The sequence below is a fragment of the Adlercreutzia sp. DFI.6.23 genome, from assembly GCF_024462535.1.
Lineage (GTDB): Bacteria > Actinomycetota > Coriobacteriia > Coriobacteriales > Eggerthellaceae > Adlercreutzia > Adlercreutzia rubneri.
The window spans coordinates 247653-266358 of sequence record NZ_JANGBP010000002.1; the positions used below are offsets into that span (position 1 = coordinate 247653).

At 66.6% G+C, this 18706-nt stretch carries 14 protein-coding genes; all 14 read left to right on the forward strand.

What is annotated here, in order from left to right:
- Positions 1–18: 18 nt before the first annotated feature.
- The 14 genes from NE591_RS02845 (at position 19) to pgsA (ending at position 18644) form a co-directional block, all read left to right on the forward strand.
- Positions 19–444, forward strand: a complete 426-nt coding sequence (locus NE591_RS02845) for a diacylglycerol kinase family protein (protein WP_231699466.1) — start codon at positions 19–21, stop codon at positions 442–444.
- A gap of 66 nt (positions 445–510) precedes the next feature.
- Positions 511–1431, forward strand: a complete 921-nt coding sequence (gene era / locus NE591_RS02850; RefSeq protein WP_173115248.1) for a GTPase Era — start codon at positions 511–513, stop codon at positions 1429–1431.
- Positions 1432–1690: 259 nt separating this feature from the next.
- Positions 1691–3958: a PASTA domain-containing protein gene (locus NE591_RS02855; protein ID WP_173112965.1), complete on the forward strand. Its 2268-nt coding sequence runs from the start codon at positions 1691–1693 to the stop codon at positions 3956–3958.
- Positions 3959–3973: 15 nt separating this feature from the next.
- Positions 3974–4741 carry a DNA repair protein RecO gene (recO, locus tag NE591_RS02860; RefSeq protein WP_256156298.1) on the forward strand — a complete coding sequence of 256 codons (768 nt, stop codon included), beginning with the start codon at positions 3974–3976 and terminating at the stop codon, positions 4739–4741.
- 243 nt (positions 4742–4984) lie between these two features.
- The gene (gene rpsO / locus NE591_RS02865; protein ID WP_022739929.1) at positions 4985–5272 is read left to right on the forward strand and encodes a 30S ribosomal protein S15; all 288 of its coding nucleotides are present in this window, start codon (positions 4985–4987) and stop codon (positions 5270–5272) included.
- 160 nt (positions 5273–5432) lie between these two features.
- Entirely contained in the window at positions 5433–7652 is a 2220-nt protein-coding gene (locus NE591_RS02870) for a polyribonucleotide nucleotidyltransferase (protein WP_173112971.1), read from the forward strand.
- Between the two features lie 245 nt (positions 7653–7897).
- The gene (gene dapB, locus NE591_RS02875; protein ID WP_256156299.1) at positions 7898–8665 is read left to right on the forward strand and encodes a 4-hydroxy-tetrahydrodipicolinate reductase; all 768 of its coding nucleotides are present in this window, start codon (positions 7898–7900) and stop codon (positions 8663–8665) included.
- A 278-nt stretch (positions 8666–8943) separates the two neighbouring features.
- A complete protein-coding gene (dapA, locus tag NE591_RS02880) occupies positions 8944–9846 on the forward strand; it encodes a 4-hydroxy-tetrahydrodipicolinate synthase (protein ID WP_256156300.1) in 903 nt (300 codons plus the stop codon).
- Positions 9847–9933: 87 nt separating this feature from the next.
- Complete coding sequence (locus tag NE591_RS02885) at positions 9934–11811, forward strand: ribonuclease J (protein WP_114539055.1); 1878 nt, start codon at positions 9934–9936, stop codon at positions 11809–11811.
- Positions 11812–11818: 7 nt separating this feature from the next.
- Positions 11819–14395 (forward strand): DNA translocase FtsK, encoded by a 2577-nt coding sequence (locus tag NE591_RS02890; protein WP_256156301.1) that lies wholly within the window; start codon positions 11819–11821, stop codon positions 14393–14395.
- Between the two features lie 53 nt (positions 14396–14448).
- Positions 14449–15612 carry a helix-turn-helix transcriptional regulator gene (locus NE591_RS02895; RefSeq protein WP_256156302.1) on the forward strand — a complete coding sequence of 388 codons (1164 nt, stop codon included), beginning with the start codon at positions 14449–14451 and terminating at the stop codon, positions 15610–15612.
- A 28-nt stretch (positions 15613–15640) separates the two neighbouring features.
- Complete coding sequence (locus tag NE591_RS02900; protein ID WP_022739922.1) at positions 15641–16138, forward strand: YajQ family cyclic di-GMP-binding protein; 498 nt, start codon at positions 15641–15643, stop codon at positions 16136–16138.
- A 13-nt stretch (positions 16139–16151) separates the two neighbouring features.
- Entirely contained in the window at positions 16152–17462 is a 1311-nt protein-coding gene (gene rimO / locus NE591_RS02905) for a 30S ribosomal protein S12 methylthiotransferase RimO (protein WP_371130564.1), read from the forward strand.
- Between the two features lie 3 nt (positions 17463–17465).
- A complete protein-coding gene (gene pgsA / locus NE591_RS02910) occupies positions 17466–18644 on the forward strand; it encodes a CDP-diacylglycerol--glycerol-3-phosphate 3-phosphatidyltransferase (RefSeq protein ID WP_256156304.1) in 1179 nt (392 codons plus the stop codon).
- Positions 18645–18706: the final 62 nt, after the last annotated feature.

Here is an 18706-nt window from a genome sequence, read left to right on the forward strand (position 1 = left end):
CGCTTGAGGGGCAGCCCGTTGGCTGGCGACGATAAGATGAGGCCGCTCGTGCGCAGAGCGGGGGAGAGCCGCCGGTGCGGGGAGGGGCGCTTCCCGCTCGTGTGCGCCTTTCGCTGCGCGGCCGCCGGCGTCGCCTACGCCTTTCGCTCTCAACGCAACCTGAAGATCCAGGTGATCCTGGGGCTTGCCGCCGTCGCGGCCGGATTCGCCCTGGGCATCAGCCGCGTCGATTGGCTCGCCATCGTGCTCTGCATCATCGTCGTGTCCGTGGCGGAGGTGGTGAACACCGCCATCGAGTCGGCGGTCGATCTCGCCTCGCCCGAGTGGCACGAGCTGGCCCGCGCGGCCAAGGACGCGGCGGCCGGCGCCGTGCTTTTGGCCTCAGCGGGCTCGGTAATTGTCGGGCTCATCGTCTTCGCACCCTACGCGCTCGACCTTCTCTAACGCACGACGCCCCACCTCTTCGAAAGGAACTTCATGGATCTCGACGCCTACTTCGCTGAAAACCCCATGGGGGGCTCATTTCCCACCAATCCCGACTTCAAGAGCGGGTTCGTGACGCTGGTCGGGCGCCCCAACGCCGGGAAGTCGACGCTTCTGAACACCATCATGGGCAAGAAGATCGCCATCACCTCGAACACGGCCCAGACGACGCGCCACCGCTTCCGTGCCGTGCACACCACCGATGACATGCAGATGATCATTGTGGACACTCCCGGTCTGCACAAGCCCCAGGACGCCCTCGGCGAGGAGCTGAACACGAGCGCGATCAAGGCTTTGGAGGACGTGGACGTCGTGGCCATGCTCATCGACGCATCGAAGCCCATCGGACGGGGCGACGAGTGGGTGGCCGCCCAGGTGCGCGCCGCGAAGGGCTCGGCGAAGATCTGCGTGCTTTCCAAGTCCGACCTGGCGAGCGATGCCGAGATCAGCGCCCAGCGCGAGGCGGCCGAGAAGCTCTGCGACTGGGACGCTATGGTGGCGCTGTCGGCCGAGACGGGCCGCAACGTGGACGCCTTCGTGGAGGAGGTGCAGTTCCTGCTGCCGGAGGGCCCGGCGTGGTTCCCGGCCGACATGGAGACCGATCAGCCGCTGGAGGTCATGGTGGCGGAATTCATCCGCGAGAAGATCCTGCGCAACTTCTTCGACGAGGTGCCCCATGCCATCGGGGTCGCCGTGGAGGAGATGGAGTTCGAGAAGCCGAACCTCTACCGCATCTACGCGGTCATCTATGTGGAGCGCGACAGCCAGAAGGGCATCATCATCGGCAAGCGCGGGGCAGCCATCAAGCGCATCGGCACCGAGGCCCGCAAGGACTTGGAGCTGCTGCTGGGGGCGAAGGTGTTTTTGGATCTTTCGGTGAAGGTGCGCAAGAACTGGCGCCGCGACGCCAACCAGATCCGCCGCTTCGGCTACGGCGAGGGAGCGTAGTCGTTCCGTTCGCCCTGACGGGACGAACGGACTGGCCGATGCTGCGGAGCCGACAGGTGCCCGCCCTCGCACCTCAAAGCTTTCCTTCGCGTACCTCAAGTACGCTCAGCCGCTTTTCGGCACGATTGCGGGCACCTGTCGGCCCCTCGCTGGCTTCCTTGGGCGAACCAGTAACTTTGTTGTTGCTGGGTGAGAGGGGTTTTCGGGAAATAATCGGGTACAATTCTCCTCATCTGTGCAATCAATGAGGAGAACGTCGATGAAATGCCCCCACTGCTCATTCGATAATCGTGACGACGCCGCGTTCTGCGAGAACTGCGGCGAGGTGTTCGTAGCCGCCGGCGCGGCTAAGGTATCGGTGCCCTCCGTGGTGGAGGTGCCTCCGGTCGTCCGCGTGCCCGACATCGCTCCAGCCTCTTCCAAGTCGGCCGTGCGGGCCTCGGTGGCCGATCTGGTCGACCCGGTGCCCGACGGCCCGGAGGTTCCCGATCTATCCGGCTTCGAGCGGTTGGTGGACTCCAGTTACGTGCCGCCTGAGGCAGCCCAGGCCGGCGACACGGCCGAGATTCCGCGCATCAACGAGGAGTACGTGCCGCGGGCCCGCAGCTATGCCATGGGGCCGACGGAGAAGGAGCTGCGGCGCCGCGATCGCCAGCAGAAAAAGCTGGCGAAGAAGTTCACGAAAATGCAGGAGAAGGAGGAGGCGCGCAAGGCCAAGGAGCTTCTGCGGGCCGAGAAGGAGCGCTTGCGCGCCGAAACGGCTGCGGAGAAGGAGCGTTTGCGTGCCGCCGAGGCCGAGGCCCGCGAGCAGCGGCGGATAGCCGAGGAGGAGGCCCGCGAGGCCCGGCGCGCTGCCGAGGCTGCCGAGCGTGAACGCCTTGCTGCGGCAGAGCGGGAAGAGCGCGAGCGTGCCGAGCAAGAGCGTCTCGAGCGCGAGCAGGCTGAGGCTCTGACGACGGCTGCTACGGTGGCTGCTGCGGCGATCGAAAACGAAGCGCGTTCCAAGGCGAGCGAGCCCGAGGGAGCCGCGCTCTCCATGGGCCCGTCCGCGAAGTCCGATGCCGCCGCCGAGACGCTCGTTGCCGTTGAGAGCGACGAGCTCGACGAGATCCTGTCCAGTGGGGACGAGGTGGTGAGTCTCTTCGAGCGGTCGGGCAAGCGCCCGGCGCGCATGGGCTCCCACGCCGCGCGCCCCTCGGTGAACCGCCAGAAGCGCAACCGCGGGCGGGGCGTCCCGGAGGAGGCGTCGGCGGCCCCAGAGAATCCGGAAGAGCCAGAGATGCCGGCGTCGTCGCCCGATGAGCCGGCCGACGTTCGCGCCACCGAGGAAACGGCGCTCATGGAGGCCGCTTCCGCCATTGTCGTCGCCGACCAGGCGGCGGTCACGACCGCCGAGGCCGAGGAAGCACTCGCGCCCCGGGCCACCGGCGAGCTGGCCGTTCCCGCGGCCATCGGCGAGGTGATTCCCGAGACAGAGCCTCCTGTAGATTACCAGGTACTCGAAGAGGACGCGTCGGCCCCCTACGAGGTCGACGACGAAACCTCCTCCCCGGCACCCACAGCGCGACCCCCGCGGGCCAAAGGCCCGATCATCGCGGCCGCATGCATCGTCCTGGCCGTGGTGCTCGCCGCTGTGGCGGGCGGCACCTATATGGCCGAGCTGTGGGGCGGCAAGACCATCCCCGAGGTGGTGGGGCTCTCCCAGCCCGAGGCGGTCGACGCCCTGGCGGCCAAGGGATTTGCCGCGCAAGCCGTCGAAATGAAGTCCGACGAGCCCCAGGGCACCGTGCTCTCAAGCGACCCCGAGCAGGGGCATCGCGCCGAGGAGGGCAGCACCGTGACGCTCTCCGTGGCCGCCCCGCGCATCGTGCCGGCCATTGTGGGCGCCACGAGCGACGAGGCCGCCCAGGCGCTCGAGGCCGAGGGCTTCACGGCGGTCACCTACACCGAGGAGAAGTCGAACGAGACCGCGGGCACCGTGCTGGCCGTGAGCCCGGAGGCGGGCACGGAGGCGAAATCCGGCGACGCTATCACCGTCACCGTGGCCGTTCCCTACACCGTGCCCGATGTGGAGGGCATGTCCGAAGCCGACGCCAAGGCCGCGCTTCAAGCCGAGGGCTACGAGGTGACGAGCGAGTGGTACACCACCGAGGACATTGAGGAGGGCACCGCCGTCTCCACCGACCCGGCCGCCGGAAGCGAGCTGAACTCCGGCTCCGAGGTCACACTGTACGTCGCCCACTCCCGCGGCACCGAGCTGGTGGACCTCACCCGCGAGATCCTGCCCGGGGCCAACCTCACCAACGACGAGGGCAGCTTCAAGGTGGAGAACATCAAGAGCTGCACCTACCGCGGCGACGGCGAGGTGCTCTACACCGTGGAGGCGCGCCAGTACGAGGTGGTCACGATGCCCTTCGGCCTGGGCCAGGAGACGGTGTTCGCCAAAAAGCTCACCACCATCGAGGGCGGCATCGTGTGGAACGACGACAATGAGGTCTCCTACGCCAGCCCCTCCATCCGCTACTAAGCGCGGGGCGGCTTCGTGGCGCAACCGACCTACTCCCTGCGCGCTCTCGTGCTGCGCCGCACGAAGCTGGGGGAGAGCGACCTCATCCTCACGCTGCTTTCCGAGGACGGCAGCCAAAAGCGGGCCGTGGCCAAAGGGGCGCGGCGGCCCAAGAGCAGCTTCGCGGCCCGCACCGAGCCTTTCTGCGTCATCGACGCCCTATGCGCGACGGGTCGAAGCCTCGACATTCTGAAGGAGGCCCGGCTCGTCGCGGCTCACGATGTTCTGCGCTGCAATCTGGAGGCCTCGGCCGCGGCCGCTCCCGTGGCAGAGCTGCTCGCCCGCATGAGCCAGCGCGACCTCGCCAACCCGCGCCTGTTCCAGTCGGCGATGCGCGTGCTGGACGCCATGGACGGCGCCGACGACAATCACTGCGCGGCGCTTTCGGCCGCGGAGCTGCTGAAGATCCTCGCGTTCTCAGGCCTGCGCCCGAGCCTCGAGGTCTGCGTCAGCTGCGGCGAGCCGGTGGCCCTCACCGAGGGCGCCCGCCTCCCGTTCTCGGCTGCAGGCGGCGGCGTGCTCTGCGAGAGCTGCCGGGGTTTGGACGAATCCGTGCTTGTGGATGCCGGCACCCTCTGCTGGGCGCAGTACTTCCTCACAACCCCCTTCGACGCCATTGCAGAAGGGCCGGCTGACCTTTCGGCCTCCTTCGCCGTCCTGCACCTCGTGCAGGATCTCGCCCGCGACCACATCGGCAGCTCGCTGAAGTCCCTCGAGTTCCTCTTCACGAGCGGCTTGTTCTAGTGTCGCACCGCTTTTTCGCAGCGCTCATCCAGCCCCAATATGCAGAAACCGTGTCGCTCGCGGAAACCTTAGGCGAGGTGCGCCGCAAGTGCCCTATACTGGGCGGGCTGCCAAAACGGCGGCGCAATTCGCCTTTGGTTCCCACGGACCACTTCCATGGCTACCCAAGGCGGATGAAAACGGTATGCCGCCCACAGGCGGTGAAGACGGGGGGAGACCCCCGGAAAGAAAGGTGGACCAGTTATGGCCAGCAAGCTCAGCATCTCCAAGGAGCGCACCGCGGAACTCATCAAGGAGTTCGGCAAGAACGATCAGGACTCCGGTTCCGCCGAGGTTCAGGTCGCCATCCTCTCGGAGCGCATCCGCAACCTCACCGAGCACCTGAAGACGCACAAGAAGGACAACCACACCCGTCGCGGCCTCATGATGCTCATCGGTAAGCGCCGCGGTATGCTGAAGTACATCAAGGAGCGCAACATCGAGGAGTACCGCGAGCTCATCAAGAAGCTCGGTATCCGCGACAACATCTAGCTCGAGCATGTACGGGGCCCCGCCTGGGGCCCCGTTTTCTGCTATAAGCGGTCGGAAGCGCATGAGGTGCCGACGGTCGCGGGGGCGGCGAATGTAAGTAGCCGCGCCCGAAGAAGTCCTCCGCAATGAGGCGGGGGAGTTGAAGAGAAAGAAAAGCGTTATGACGAAAATTGTCGAAGAATTCGAGTTGTACGGCAAGCAGTACCGTCTCGAGACCGGCGAGCTGGCCAAGCAGGCCACCGGCGCCGTGCTCGTGACCTGCGGTGCCACGAGTGTGCTCGTGACCGCCGTCGTCTCCAGCCAGGAGAAGGACTACGACTTCTTCCCGCTCACGGTCGACTACATCGAGAAGATGTACGCTGTGGGCCGCATCCCCGGCGGCTACCTGAAGCGCGAGGCGAAGCCCTCCGACCACGGCACCCTCGTGGCCCGCATGGTGGACCGCCCCATCCGCCCCGGGTTCCCCGACGGCTACAAGAACGAGGTGCACATCGTGGCCACCCCGTTCGTCATCGACGGCGAGAACCTGCCCGACACCATCTGCGTGGCCGGCGCCTCTGCGGCGCTGCTCGTGGGCGGCGCCCCCTTCGACGGCCCGGCGGCCTGCGTGCGCATCGGCCGCGACATCGAGACCGGCGAGTTCATCGTGAACCCCACCAACTCCGAGCAGGAGAACTCCGATCTGGAGCTCACCATCGCCGGCACCGCCGACTACATCTCCATGGTGGAGGCCGGCGCCGCTGAGATCTCCGAGGAGGACATGCTCGCCGCCATGACCTTCGGTCAGGAGGCCATCGCCGCCTTCTGCGAGAAGCAGGCTGCCTTCCTCGCCAAGGTGAACCCGACGCCCATGGACTACACCATCCACGCTGCCGACCCGTCCGTGGCCGAGCGCGTCGACGCCCACCTCGACGAGATGTCCGCAGCCCTGAAGGACGCCGACAAGGCCGCCCGTATGCAGAAGGTGGAAGAGCTCAAGTCCTCCATCATCGAGAATGACTTCACCGAGGAGGAGCGCGCCGCCTGGGGAAGCGACATCAAGGCGGCCCTCAAGGCCCTCGAGAAGCGGGCCATGCGCGCCATGATCCTCGAGACCGGCGAGCGCGTCGACGGCCGCACCCCCGAGGAGATCCGCCCGCTGTACATCGTGCCGGGATACCTGCCCCGCGTGCACGGCTCGGGCCTGTTCCAGCGCGGCCAGACCCAGGTCATGTCCGTGTGCACGTTGGGCATGCTGAACGAGTGGCAGCGCCTCGACACCATCTGGCCCGAAGAGGGCAAGCGCTACATGCACCAGTACAACTTCCCGCCCTACTGCACCGGCGAGACCGGACGGATGGGTGCGCCTAAGCGCCGTGAGGTGGGCCATGGTGCCCTGGCCGAGCGCGCGATTGTTCCCGTGCTGCCCGACACCGACACCTTCCCCTACGCCATCCGCGTGGTCTCCGAGGTGCTGGAGTCCAACGGTTCCTCCTCCATGGCCTCCACGTGCGGAAGCTGCCTGGCTCTGATGGACGCCGGCGTGCCGATCTCCGCACCCGTCTCCGGTGTGGCCATGGGCCTCATCAAGGAGGGCGACGACGTGGTCATCCTCTCCGACATCCAGGGCATCGAGGACTTCCTGGGCGACATGGACTTCAAGGTCTGCGGCACGCCCAACGGCATCACCGCCCTGCAGATGGACAACAAGGCCAAGGGCCTGTCCGTCGAGATCCTTGCCCGCGCCCTGAAGCAGGCCCACGAGGGCCGCGCCTTCATCCTGGCCGCCATGCTGGACACCATCGACGGCCCGCGCGCCGAGATGAAGGAGACCGCGCCGCGCATCGAGACCATCAAGATCCCCGTGGACAAGATCCGCGACGTCATCGGTTCCGGCGGCAAGGTGGTCCGCGGCATCCAGGAGGAGACCGGCGCTTCCATCGACATCCAGGAGGACGGCACCATCCACGTGGGCGCCGTCTCCGGCACCGCCATGCAGGCGGCCAAGGACATGATCCTGGGCATCGTGAAAGAGCCCGAGGTGGGCGAGGTCTTCGAGGGCGAGGTCGTCGGCATCAAGGACTTCGGCGCCTTCGTGAAGCTCACGCCGGGCAAGGACGGCCTGCTCCACATCTCGCGCGTGGCCAACGGCCGCGTCGGCAAGGTGGAGGACGTGCTGAGCCTGGGCGACATTGTGAAGGTGGAAGTGCTCGAGATCGACCCGAAGACCGGCAAGATCTCGCTGGACCGCCTGGACAAGCCGGACGCTCCGGCTTCCGCGTCCCCGTCTCCTCGCGACAAGGGCGAGCGTCACGAGCGCCGGGAGCGTCGGGAGGACAACCGTCCCGGGCGCGCCGGGCGCACGCCGCGCCGTCGCCACGAGAGCGGCAGCAGCAACTAGCACTTTGGGAAAGGGTCGCAGGTCGCGGCCCTTTCTTGTTGCAACTCCTCCAAAGAGGAGCTACGCGGTATTCTGATTCGCTCAGACAGTCCTCGCTTTGTGGAACAGGACATTCAGTCCTGTTCCAGTCGCTGCGGAACTCGCTCGGTCAGAACACCCCGTATCTCCTCTACACTCTCACGTTGTTGCTTTACAATAGCGTTTACTCTTCTTATTGAATCTGACTGGTGTATGGGAGGTTTTCTATGATTAAGGTTGCGGTGGCGGGTTATGCGGGGCGTATGGGTTCCGCGGTGGTGGATGCGGTGACGGCTGCGGACGACATGACGGTGGTCTGCGGCATCGATCCCCATGCCGCAGAGGCGCCCTTCCCCGTGTTCGGCACGCTGGCCGAGGCGCTGGATGCGGCGGACGTCGACGTGCTCGTCGACTTCACGCAGCCGAACGTGGTGGCAGGCAATCTCTCGGTAGCGCTGCCGCGGGGGGTCGATTGCGTGGTGGGCACGACGGGGCTCTCCAACGAGACGCTGGAGGGGCTGGCCGCCTCGGCGGCGCCGGGGACGTGCCTGTTCTACGCGCCGAACTTCACCACCGGCGCGGTTCTCATGATGGAGTTCGCGAAGGCTGCGGCGCCCTATTTCCCCGAGGCCGAGGTCATCGAGTACCACCACTGCAACAAGAAGGACGCGCCCTCCGGCACCGCCGTGCGCACCGCAGAGATCATCGCGGAGGCCCGCGCCCCGCGTATGAGCGAGGCGCCCGGCCGCGAGACGGAGATCGCCGGGGCCGAGGGAGCCCGCGGGGCGCTTATCGACGGCGTGCCCGTGCACTCCGTGCGCTCCATGGGCTTTGTGGCCAGCCAGGAGGTCATCTTCGGCTCGCTGGGCCAGACGCTCACCATCCGCCACGACTCATGGGACCGCACCTCCTACATGCCCGGCGTCCTCCTCGGCATCCGCAGCGTAGGGGAGCGCGACGGCCTCATCGTCGGCCTCGAGAGCTTTATGAATTAGCCGCTCAGCCCCCATTCGTTCGCAGACACCATCCGTAGGGGGCGGCCTTGGTCGCCCCTGTTTGTCTCGCATGATCGTTCCGCTCGCCAGGGCAGACCAAGGTCTGCCCCTACGGAACAGACGCAAGGGCAGTGCCTGCTTAGGGCAGCACCTTATCCGCGCAGGTTGTGCGTTTGACGGACTTACGGGCGCTCGCGTTTCCCCGTCGAGCCAACCATGGCATAATAGAGCTGTGCTAGGGCAGCCACGCCCCCGAGTTTGTTTAAGGAGATACTTCCATGGAGTTCAAGCGCGATCCTCGCTTCGGCCGCATGATTCCGGCCATGGTCACCCCGTTCAACGCCGACCTCGAACTCGATCTCGACCGGGCTCAGGAGCTGGCCGACCGACTCGTGCGCGGCGGCGCCGACGCCCTTATCGTCAACGGCACCACCGGCGAGAGCCCTACGGTGTTCTACCCCCAGAAGCTCGAGCTGTTCCGCGCCGTGGTGCGCGCGGTGAACGGCCGCATACCCGTCATCGCGAACGTCGGAGACAACTGCACGGCCGACACGGTGTACTTCGCCCAGGATGCCGCCAAGCAGGGCGTCGACGGCTTCATGTGCGTCGTGCCCTACTACAACAAGCCCCCGCAGGAGGGCCTGTACCGCCACTTCAAGACTATCGCGGACTCCACGGACATGCCCATCATCCTGTACAACATCCCCGGGCGCTGCTCCATCAACATGGAGGGCGACACCACCCTGCGGCTGGCCCACAACTGCGACAACGTCGTGGCCATCAAGGAGGCCTCGGGCAACTTCGAGCAGATCAAGTACATCATCGACAACGCTCCGGCCGATTTCGACGTGTACTCCGGCGACGACTCGTCCACCCTCGACATCATGGAGCTGGGCGGCGTGGGCGTCATCTCCACCATCGGCAACGTCGCGCCCGACCGCATGAAGGCCATCGTCGATCTGGCCGCCAAGGGCGAGTGGGATGCGGCTCGTGAGGCCAACGAGGCGCTGATGCCGCTCATGAAGGGCCTGTTCGAGACCTCGAACCCCATCCTCGTGAAAGAGGCCTTGAGCCTTGTCGGCTTCCCCGTCGGCGGCGTGCGCCTGCCGCTCGTGGACGCCACGCCGGAGCAGTCGGCGCGCCTGGCCTCCATCATGCGCGAGGTCGGTGTTCTTGACTAGAATCGTCCACTATTGAAGATGCGACGCCGGCCCGATGCCCTCGGGTCGGCGTTTTTGCGCGTTATTACCTTAAGAAAGAGGCACTGAATGACCAAAGAAAACCAAGAGAAGCAGAACGGCCGCGCGGAGGGCGGCAGCGGCAAGAACGCCAACCGGCGCAACAACGATCGCCGTAAGAACAACACCTCCTTCAAGCGGGTGAACCTGGAGCGCAAGCGCCCGCAGCTCTCGCGCGGCGAGACGGCGGCGGCCAAGGAGGTCCCCTCCGGCAGCCGAAAGCCGCGGCGCGGCTCGAAGGCGGGCAAGGATCCGAACGCGAAGCTCAAGATCATCCCGCTCGGCGGCCTTGACGCCATCGGCAAGAACATGACCGCCTTCGAGTGCAACGGCGACATGATCTTGGACGACGCGGGCCTGATGTTTCCCGACGACGACCATCCGGGCATCGACCTCATCCTGCCCGACTACACCTATGTGCTGGAGAACGCCGACAAGCTGCGCGGCATCGTCATCACCCACGGCCACGAGGACCACACGGGCACGCTGCCCTACCTTCTGAAGGACCTCGACCGTACGGTGAACATCTACGCCACGAAGCTCACGCTCGGCCTCATCGAGGGCAAGTTCGCCGAGCACCGCGTGAAGAACGCCAAGCTCATCGAGATCAAGCCCGGCGACGAGGTCAAGCTCGGCTGCTTCACGGTGGACTTCTTCGCCGTGAACCACTCCATCCCCGGCGCGGTGGGCCTGTTCATCCAGAGCCCGGCCGGCAACGTTTTGCACACCGGCGACTTCAAGCTGGACCAGACCCCCATCGACGGCATCACCACCGATTTCGGCGCCCTGGCCCGCTTCTCGGAGACGGGGGTCGATCTCATGATGAGCGACTCCACCAATGCCACAAATCCGAACTTCACCCCGTCCGAGGCCGAGGTGGGGAAGACCTTGGAGCAGATCATCTCTCAGGCCAAGGGGCGCGTCATCATCGCCAGCTTCGCGAGCCACATCCACCGCATGCAGCAGATCTGCGATGCGGCGGTGAAGAACGGCCGCAAGGTGGTGGTCACGGGCCGCTCCATGATCCAGAACACCGACATCGCGCGGCGGCTCGGCTACCTGAACATCTCCGACGACAACCTCATCGACGCCTACGACCTGAAGGGCATCCCGCCCGAGCAGGTGGTCATCATGTGCACCGGCAGCCAGGGCGAGCCGCTGTCGGCTCTGGCCCGCATCGCCAACGGCGAGCACAAGACCATCGAGATCGAGGAGGGCGATACGGTCATCATCTCGGCCACGCCGGTTCCCGGCAACGAGAAGGCCGTCACCCGGGTCATCAACCAGCTGGCTAAGATCGGCGCCGACGTGTACGACAAGAGCCGGGCGCGGGTGCACGTGTCGGGTCATGCCGGGGCCGAGGAGCTGAAGATCATGCTCTCCATCGTGAAGCCGAAGAACTTCATGCCGGTTCATGGCGAGGCCACGCACCTGCGGGCCCACGCGAAGCTGGCCGAGGCCACCGGCGTCGACCCGGACAACATCTACGTGCTTGAAAACGGCGACTCCCTGGAGCTTTCCGCCCGGGGCGTCGAGCGCGGCGAGGGCGTGCCCTCGGGCATCGTCTACGTGGACGGCCTTTCGGTGGGCGACACCTCCCAGGACGTGCTGGACGAGCGCAACACGCTCGGCAACCAGGGCTTCGCCTCGGTGGCCGCGGCCGTGAACATGAAGGATCGCAAGCTCGTCGGCCAGGTGCAGGTGTCCATGCACGGCATTACCGGCGGCGACGACTACTATCTGGCCCACGAGGCCGAGAACACCGTGGCCAACGCCCTGCGCAAGTGCCTTTCCAAGGACGGAGGCGTGAAAGAACTGCGCAAGGCCGCCCGCGACGCGCTGCTCTCGCTTCTCTGGGAGCGCACCAAGCAGCGCCCCATGGTCGTCGTGAACCTGCTGGAGGTCTAGAGGCACCGTGGCGCGCAATACGAGCACCAACAAAGAGAAGGCGAGCGCCCAGAAGGCCTCGGGGAACCTGTCGAAAAGCGGCACACGCAAATCCGCCGCGGCCCGCAGCCGCGCCGTGGAGGTCGAGCCCCGCATCTTGGACGACCGCACGCGCCGCGACATCGTGGGCGTCGGCTTCATCATTTTGGGCATCGTGCTGTTCATCGCGGCCGCGGCTCCGGCCGGAGCCATCGTAACCGACTTCCTTTCGGAGTCGCTCCACGTCGTCTTCGGCGTGGGCTGCTACATCATGCCCTTCTTCCTCGTCGCCATCGGCGGCGCCGTTTTGTACCGCATGCAGTCGGAGCGCATGTCGCTGCGCGTCACGCTGGGCCTCTCGCTCATCCTCGTGGCGCTGCTCGGTATCATCGCCCTGTTCACGCCGACGACCGGCACAGGGCCTGCCGCCCTGTTCGACCGCATCGCGCTCGTGACCCACGGCGGCTATGTGGGGGCGGCGCTCGCCTGGGTGGGACTCACGCTCTTCGGCCCGGCCATCTCCGCCATCCTGCTCATCGGGGTGGCCATCGTCGGCGTCATCGTCATCGGATTCTCCATCTCCGCGTTTCTGGAGAAGGTGCGCGCCCGCTACGACTTGGACGGCGATAGTGCCGCCTCCCTCATTCCCGATGCCCTCGGATCTATGAGGCGGGGAAGGGGCAAGCCGCCGCTGACGACCATGGCCGAGTCTGCCGATCTGCCCCCGGCAGCCCATGGGGCGCCCACGGCCCGCATCTCCTTGGGCGAGCAATCGCGCCGGCGCTCCCGCGGGGCTGCAGCCGACACCGTGTCCGATGCGGCCGTCACGCGGCAGCTGGGCGCCCAGAAGACGGACGGCCTCGTGCCCATCCAAGCCCCTGATCCGCGCGAGGTGGCCGAGGTGGAGGACATCTCCGCCGTGGAGCCAGCCGCTCCCATGACCCGCAAGCTCGGGCGGCGCCGGCAGGAGGCCGAGGTCGCCGAGCGCGAGGCCGCGAAGACGAAGCCCGTGAGCAAGAAGACGGCCCCCAAGAAAAAGAAGGAGGCGCCCGCCCAACCGATCTCCAAGGACGGCTTCCAGCTGCCTCCCATGACTCTCCTCGCCACCGGCGGCGCCCGCCGCGGCTCTACCGAGGAGGAGCTGCGGGACGTAGCCGCCGAGCTGCAGGGGACCCTGGAGGACTTCGGCGTCATGGCGAGCGTGGTCGGCTGGGTGGAGGGCCCAACGGTGACGCTGTTCAAGGTGGACCTGCCCTCCGGCGTGCGCGTGAGCAAGGTCACCAACCTCACCGATGACATCGCGCTGGCGCTCGCCGCTCCTGGCGTGCGCATCTTCGCCCCCATCCCCGGCACCAACTACGTCGGCATCGAGGTGCCCAACCGCAACCGCCAGATGGTGTATCTCCCCGACGTGCTCGCCGCTGCGGGCCCCGGGCCTTTGCAGGTGGCCATCGGCGAGGACGTGGAGGGCCACGCCATCGTCCACGACCTGGCAAAGATGCCCCACGTGCTCATCGCCGGCACCACCGGCTCGGGCAAGTCGGTGGAGGTGAACTCCATGATCATGTCCATCCTCATGCGCGCGACCCCGGCCGAGGTGCGCTTCATCATGGTGGACCCCAAGCGCGTGGAGTTCGCCCCCTACGAGGGCATCCCACACTTGTACGTCCCCGTGGTCACCGAGTGCCGCGAGGCCTCCAGCGCCCTTTCCTGGGCCGTGGCCGAGATGGAGCGGCGCCTGAAGATGTTCTCGAAGTGCGGCGTGCGCAACATCATCACCTTCAACGAGAAGGCCCGGGCGGCCCAGGCCGCCGACGAGGCCGCGGAGAAGAGGGGGGAGGAGCCGCCGGAGAACCCCTACGGCGAGCCCATTCCCTACATCGTCATCGTCATCGACGAGCTGGCCGACCTCATGATGAACGTGGGCAAGGAGGTCGAGTTCTCCATCAGCCGCATCGCCCAGCTCGCCCGCGCCGCCGGCATCCACCTCATCATCGCCACCCAGCGCCCCTCCACCAACGTAGTCACGGGCCTCATCAAGGCGAACATCACCTGCCGCATCGGGCTTACCGTGGCCTCGGGCATCGACTCCCGCGTCATCCTCGACTCCACGGGCGCCGAGAACCTCATCGGCATGGGGGACATGCTCTTGGCCAAGCCGGAGTACCCCAAGCCCATCCGCATCCAGGGCCCCTATATCCCCGACGACGAGATCGCCGCCGTGGTGGCGCACCTGAAGAGTCAGGGCGAGCCGGAGTACCACTCCGAGATCCTGAAGACCAACGTCGTGACCTTGGGCGACTCCTCGCCTTCGGGGGAGGGGGGCTCCGAGGCCGACGATCCGCTTCTGTGGGAGGCCGCCGATGTGGTGGTTTCAAGCGATTTGGGCTCCACGAGCAACCTTCAGCGTCGCTTGAAGGTCGGATACGCGCGAGCTGGACGTATAATGGATCAGTTGGAAGAAAAGGGCATCGTGGGCCCGGCCAACGGAAGCCGCCCGCGCGAGGTGCTCGTCGACCAAATGGAACTGGAAACACTGAAGGCCTTCGAGGCCGCTGACGAATAGGCCGGAACGGAACCGCACCGCAACGGCCAACGGAAAACACAGAGGAGACCATCGTGGCGAGACAGACATCATTCGGCGAGGCGCTTGCCCATGCCCGCGAGCGCAAAGGACTCGATTTGTCCACGGCCGCCCGCAAGCTGCGCATCCGCCCGGATATCCTGCGCGCCATTGAGGAGGGCGATTTCGCCCGCATGCCCCCGCGCGGCTACACGTCGAACATGGTGGGCGCCTACGCGCGCCTGGTGGGGCTGAACCCCACGGAGGTCACCCGCGCCTACCGGGAAGAGGTCTACCAGTTCGAGACGGGCCGCCGTCCGGCGAGCAACCGTCGCGAGCGCCCCCGCGATACCGGACGCACGGTCGCGCTGCCCTCCAGCCGCGACCGGGGATCCTCTCGGGGCTCCTACCGAGACGATTACGCGGGCTCCCCGCGCTCTGGCCGTTCCGGCTTGGGCGGTTCCTCGGCCCGCCCGGGCAGGGCGGCTCCGCAGCCCCAGTACACCAACCTCGTCCAAGGGCGCCAGGCCCCGGGCATCGCGGCGAACATCGGCTCGTATTTGCCGCTCGTCATCGTGGGCGCCATCATCGTGGGCCTGCTCGTCCTCGTGATCGTCCTGGCCTTCGGAAACCGTGCGGCGCCGGAGAGCGATGTGCCCACGGTGCCCATCTCCGGCATGCAGAACCCCGCCGGCACCGATACCGGTGCCGCAAACGAGGGCGCGGGCGACGCAACGGCGCCCACCCAGCAGCCCGTGGCGCCGACGAGCGCCAAGTTCAGCTACAACGTGCCCGAGGGCTCAAGCGTCTACATCGAGGTCGTCCAGGACGGCAAGACCGTGGAGGCGGGCGATGTCACCGGGCCCAAGACGGCCGATTTCGATGTGACCGGGACGCTGAAGTTCGTGCTTTCCGGCGATGACGAGGACATCGCCGCCGTCAAGCTCACCCTCGACGGCGAGGAGGTGAAGGCCGAGGATCAGAACGGCCGCGGCGTCTACACCTACACCGTCAACTTCGAGGACGTGCTCAACGATTGGAAGCGCGCCAACGGCGTGGCCGGCGCCTCCTCGGATAGCTCCGGCGACTCGGATTCCGGCTCCTCCTCCAGCTCGGATTCCTCGAGCGACGACTCCAGCACAAGCGACCGTTCCTCCGACACCTCCGGAAATGGCGACTCGTCCGACTCCGGTGAGGACTCCTCCGACAGCGCGGCCTAGCGGGCCCATCGAGAAAGGCAATCAACCCATGGCTAAAGAATCCAGCTTCGACATCGTCTCCACGGTGGATATGCAGGAGGTGGACAACGCCTTCCAGCAAGCCAAGAAAGAGCTTTCCCAGCGCTACGATCTGAAGGATTCGGGCGCCGAGATCTCCCTGGACAAAAGCGCCGGCACCCTGACGGTGACCGCGCCGGCCGAGTTCGTGGCCTCCCAGGTCATTGACGTCATCGGCAGCAAGCTCATCAAGCGCGGCATCGATCTTACCGCCGTGAAGTGGGGGGATTCCACGCCTTCCTCCGGCGGCGGGGTGCGCCGGTGCGCCACGGTGGTCAACGGCATCGACAAGGAGACCGCGGGCAAGATCAACAAGGACATCAAGGCCCAGAAGCTCAAGTGCAAGGTGACCATCGAGGGCGACAAGCTGCGCGTGAGCTCTCCCTCCCGCGACACGTTGCAGGAGGTCATCGCCTTCTTGCGCGGCCAGGACTACGGGCAGCCGCTGCAGTACGTCAACTATCGCTAGGACTTCAGACGTGATCGATACGACGCGCGACAGCGCGGTGCCCTCCGTCTGCCTCATCACGATGGGGTGCGCGAAGAACGAGGTGGACTCGGCCGCCATGGCGCGGCGCTTGCGCGAAGCCGGCTTCTCCGTGACCGAAGAGGCGTCCAGCGCCGACGCCATCATCGTGAATACCTGCTCGTTCATCCAGGCGGCCACCGAGGAGAGCATCGATGCCATCTTCGAGGCCGCCTCCCTGCCCAAAGTGGATGAGGGCTCAGCCGCCCTCATCGTCGCCGGCTGCATGCCGGCCCGCTACGGGGACGACCTGGCCGCGGAGCTGACGGAGGCGTCGGCCTTTGTGCCCTGCAGTCGCGAGGACGATATCGCGGAAGTGGTGGCGCGCGCTCTGGGGATCTCCCTGCCCGTGGCGGCCGTCGGGGGCGAGCCCGCGGAAGGGGAGGGCCGGACGTTCGCCTACGTGAAGATATCCGACGGCTGCGACCGCTTCTGCTCCTACTGCACCATCCCCTCCATTCGCGGGCGCTACCACAGCTTCCCCTACGAGCAGATCGCCGAGGACGTCGAGCGCGAGATCGCCTCCGGCGCCCGGGAGATCGTGCTCATCGCCCAGGACACCGGACGCTGGGGCGCCGACCTTCCCGACGGCCGCGACCTCGCATGGCTCGTCGACACGCTGGCCGAGGCGCATCCCGACATGTGGTTCCGCGTCATGTACCTGCAGCCCGAGGGCGCAACCGACGAGCTGCTCTCCGTTATGGCGGCCCGCGAGAACGTTTGCTCTTATCTGGACATTCCCCTGCAGCACGTGAGCGAGCCGATCCTCCGCGCCATGAACCGCCGAGGGGATGCCGCGGCGTTTCGCGCCCTCATCGAGCGCATCGAGGCCGCGGTGCCCGACATCACCTTGCGCACAACGCTCATCGCGGGATTTCCCGGCGAGACTGACGAGCAGTTCGAGGAGCTCCTCAATTTCGTCTCCGAGGGGCTGTTCCATTACGTCGGCGTCTTCCCCTACTCCCGCGAGGAGGGCACCGCCGCCTTCGACCTGCCGAACCAGATCGACGAGGACGAGAAGGCCGAGCGGGCCCAGGTGCTGCGCGACGCCGCCGATGCCGCCTGCGGGCCCCGCATCGCCGAGCGCATCGGGAAGGGGGCGATCGTGCTCGTCGAGGGAACCGAGGAGGACGGCCAGCGCTTCGGTCGCGCCCAATGCCAGGCGCCCGAGGTGGACGGCGTCACCTACGTGTCCCGCGGCGAGATCGGCTCGTTCGTTTCCTGCACCATCGCGGATACCCTGCTTTACGAAATGGAAGGCGAGTAGGCCATGACCACCATCCAGCCCACGGCTCCGGACAAGCTCTGGACGCCGGCGAACATCGTCACGCTCATCCGCATCTGCCTGGTGCCGGTCTTCGTGCTGGCGATCCTGAGCCCCTGGCCCGAATGGGTGGGCCTGCCGGGCATCACCATGGAGGCGAAGTGCGTCATCGCCGCCGGTATCTTCATCCTCATCTCCTGCACCGATTGGATCGACGGATATCTCGCCCGCAGCCGCGGGGAAGTGACCGACTTCGGGAAGTTCATGGATCCCCTGGCCGATAAGATCCTCGTCACGGCGGCGCTCATCGCCCTGGTGGAGCTGGCCGTGCTGCCCGGCTGGCCCGTGCTCATCATCCTTGCCCGCGAGTTCATCGTCTCGGGCATCCGCATGGTGGCGGCCAGCAAGGGCACGGTCATCGCCGCCAGCTGGTACGGCAAGGCCAAGACGGTGTTCCAGATCATCGCCATCGTGCTGTTCCTTCTCAAGGACTCGCTCACGTTCACCACGGCGGCCGGCGCCTTCACCAACCCCATGTTCGTGCTGTCCTGGACCGTCATGGTCATCGCGCTCGTCCTGACGGTCATGTCCATGCTCGACTATCTCGTAAAGGCGCGTCATCTGTTGAAGGGGAGCGCGGGGGCCAAAACCGCAAAGGCGGCCGCCCCTTCTGCGGCACCCACCGAGATCGCGGCGCTGCAGAAGGCCATCGACGAGCAGGCGCGCATCGTCGTCGAGAAGGCGACGGCCGCAGGGGCCACGGTGGCCACGGCCGAGAGCCTCACCGGCGGCCTCGTCGCGGCCATGCTCACTTCCGTGCCCGGGTCCTCTGCCTCGGTGCGCGGCGGCATTGTGAGCTACGTGAACGAGGTGAAGGCCGAGGTACTCGGCGTTTCCGAGGACGTGCTCGCGCGACAGGGGGCCGTCGACGAGCTGGTGGCCCTGCAGATGGCCCGTGGCGCCCTGCGCGAGCTGGGCAGCGATGTCTCGGTGGCGGTCACGGGCATCGCCGGACCGACGGGCGCCGAGCCCGGCAAGCCGGTGGGCACGGTGTGGATCGGCTGCGCCACCGCCAAAAAGACCCATGCGGCATGCCATCATTTCGAAGGCGGCCGCGAGGCCGTGCGCCTGCAAACGGTGCTGATCGCCCTGCGCACGATGGAAGAGGCGCTCGCGAGCTTCTGACAGCGCCGCGGTTTTGGCGAGGGCGCACGGGCACTCTGCGACGAGAGTGCGACAGCGGTACG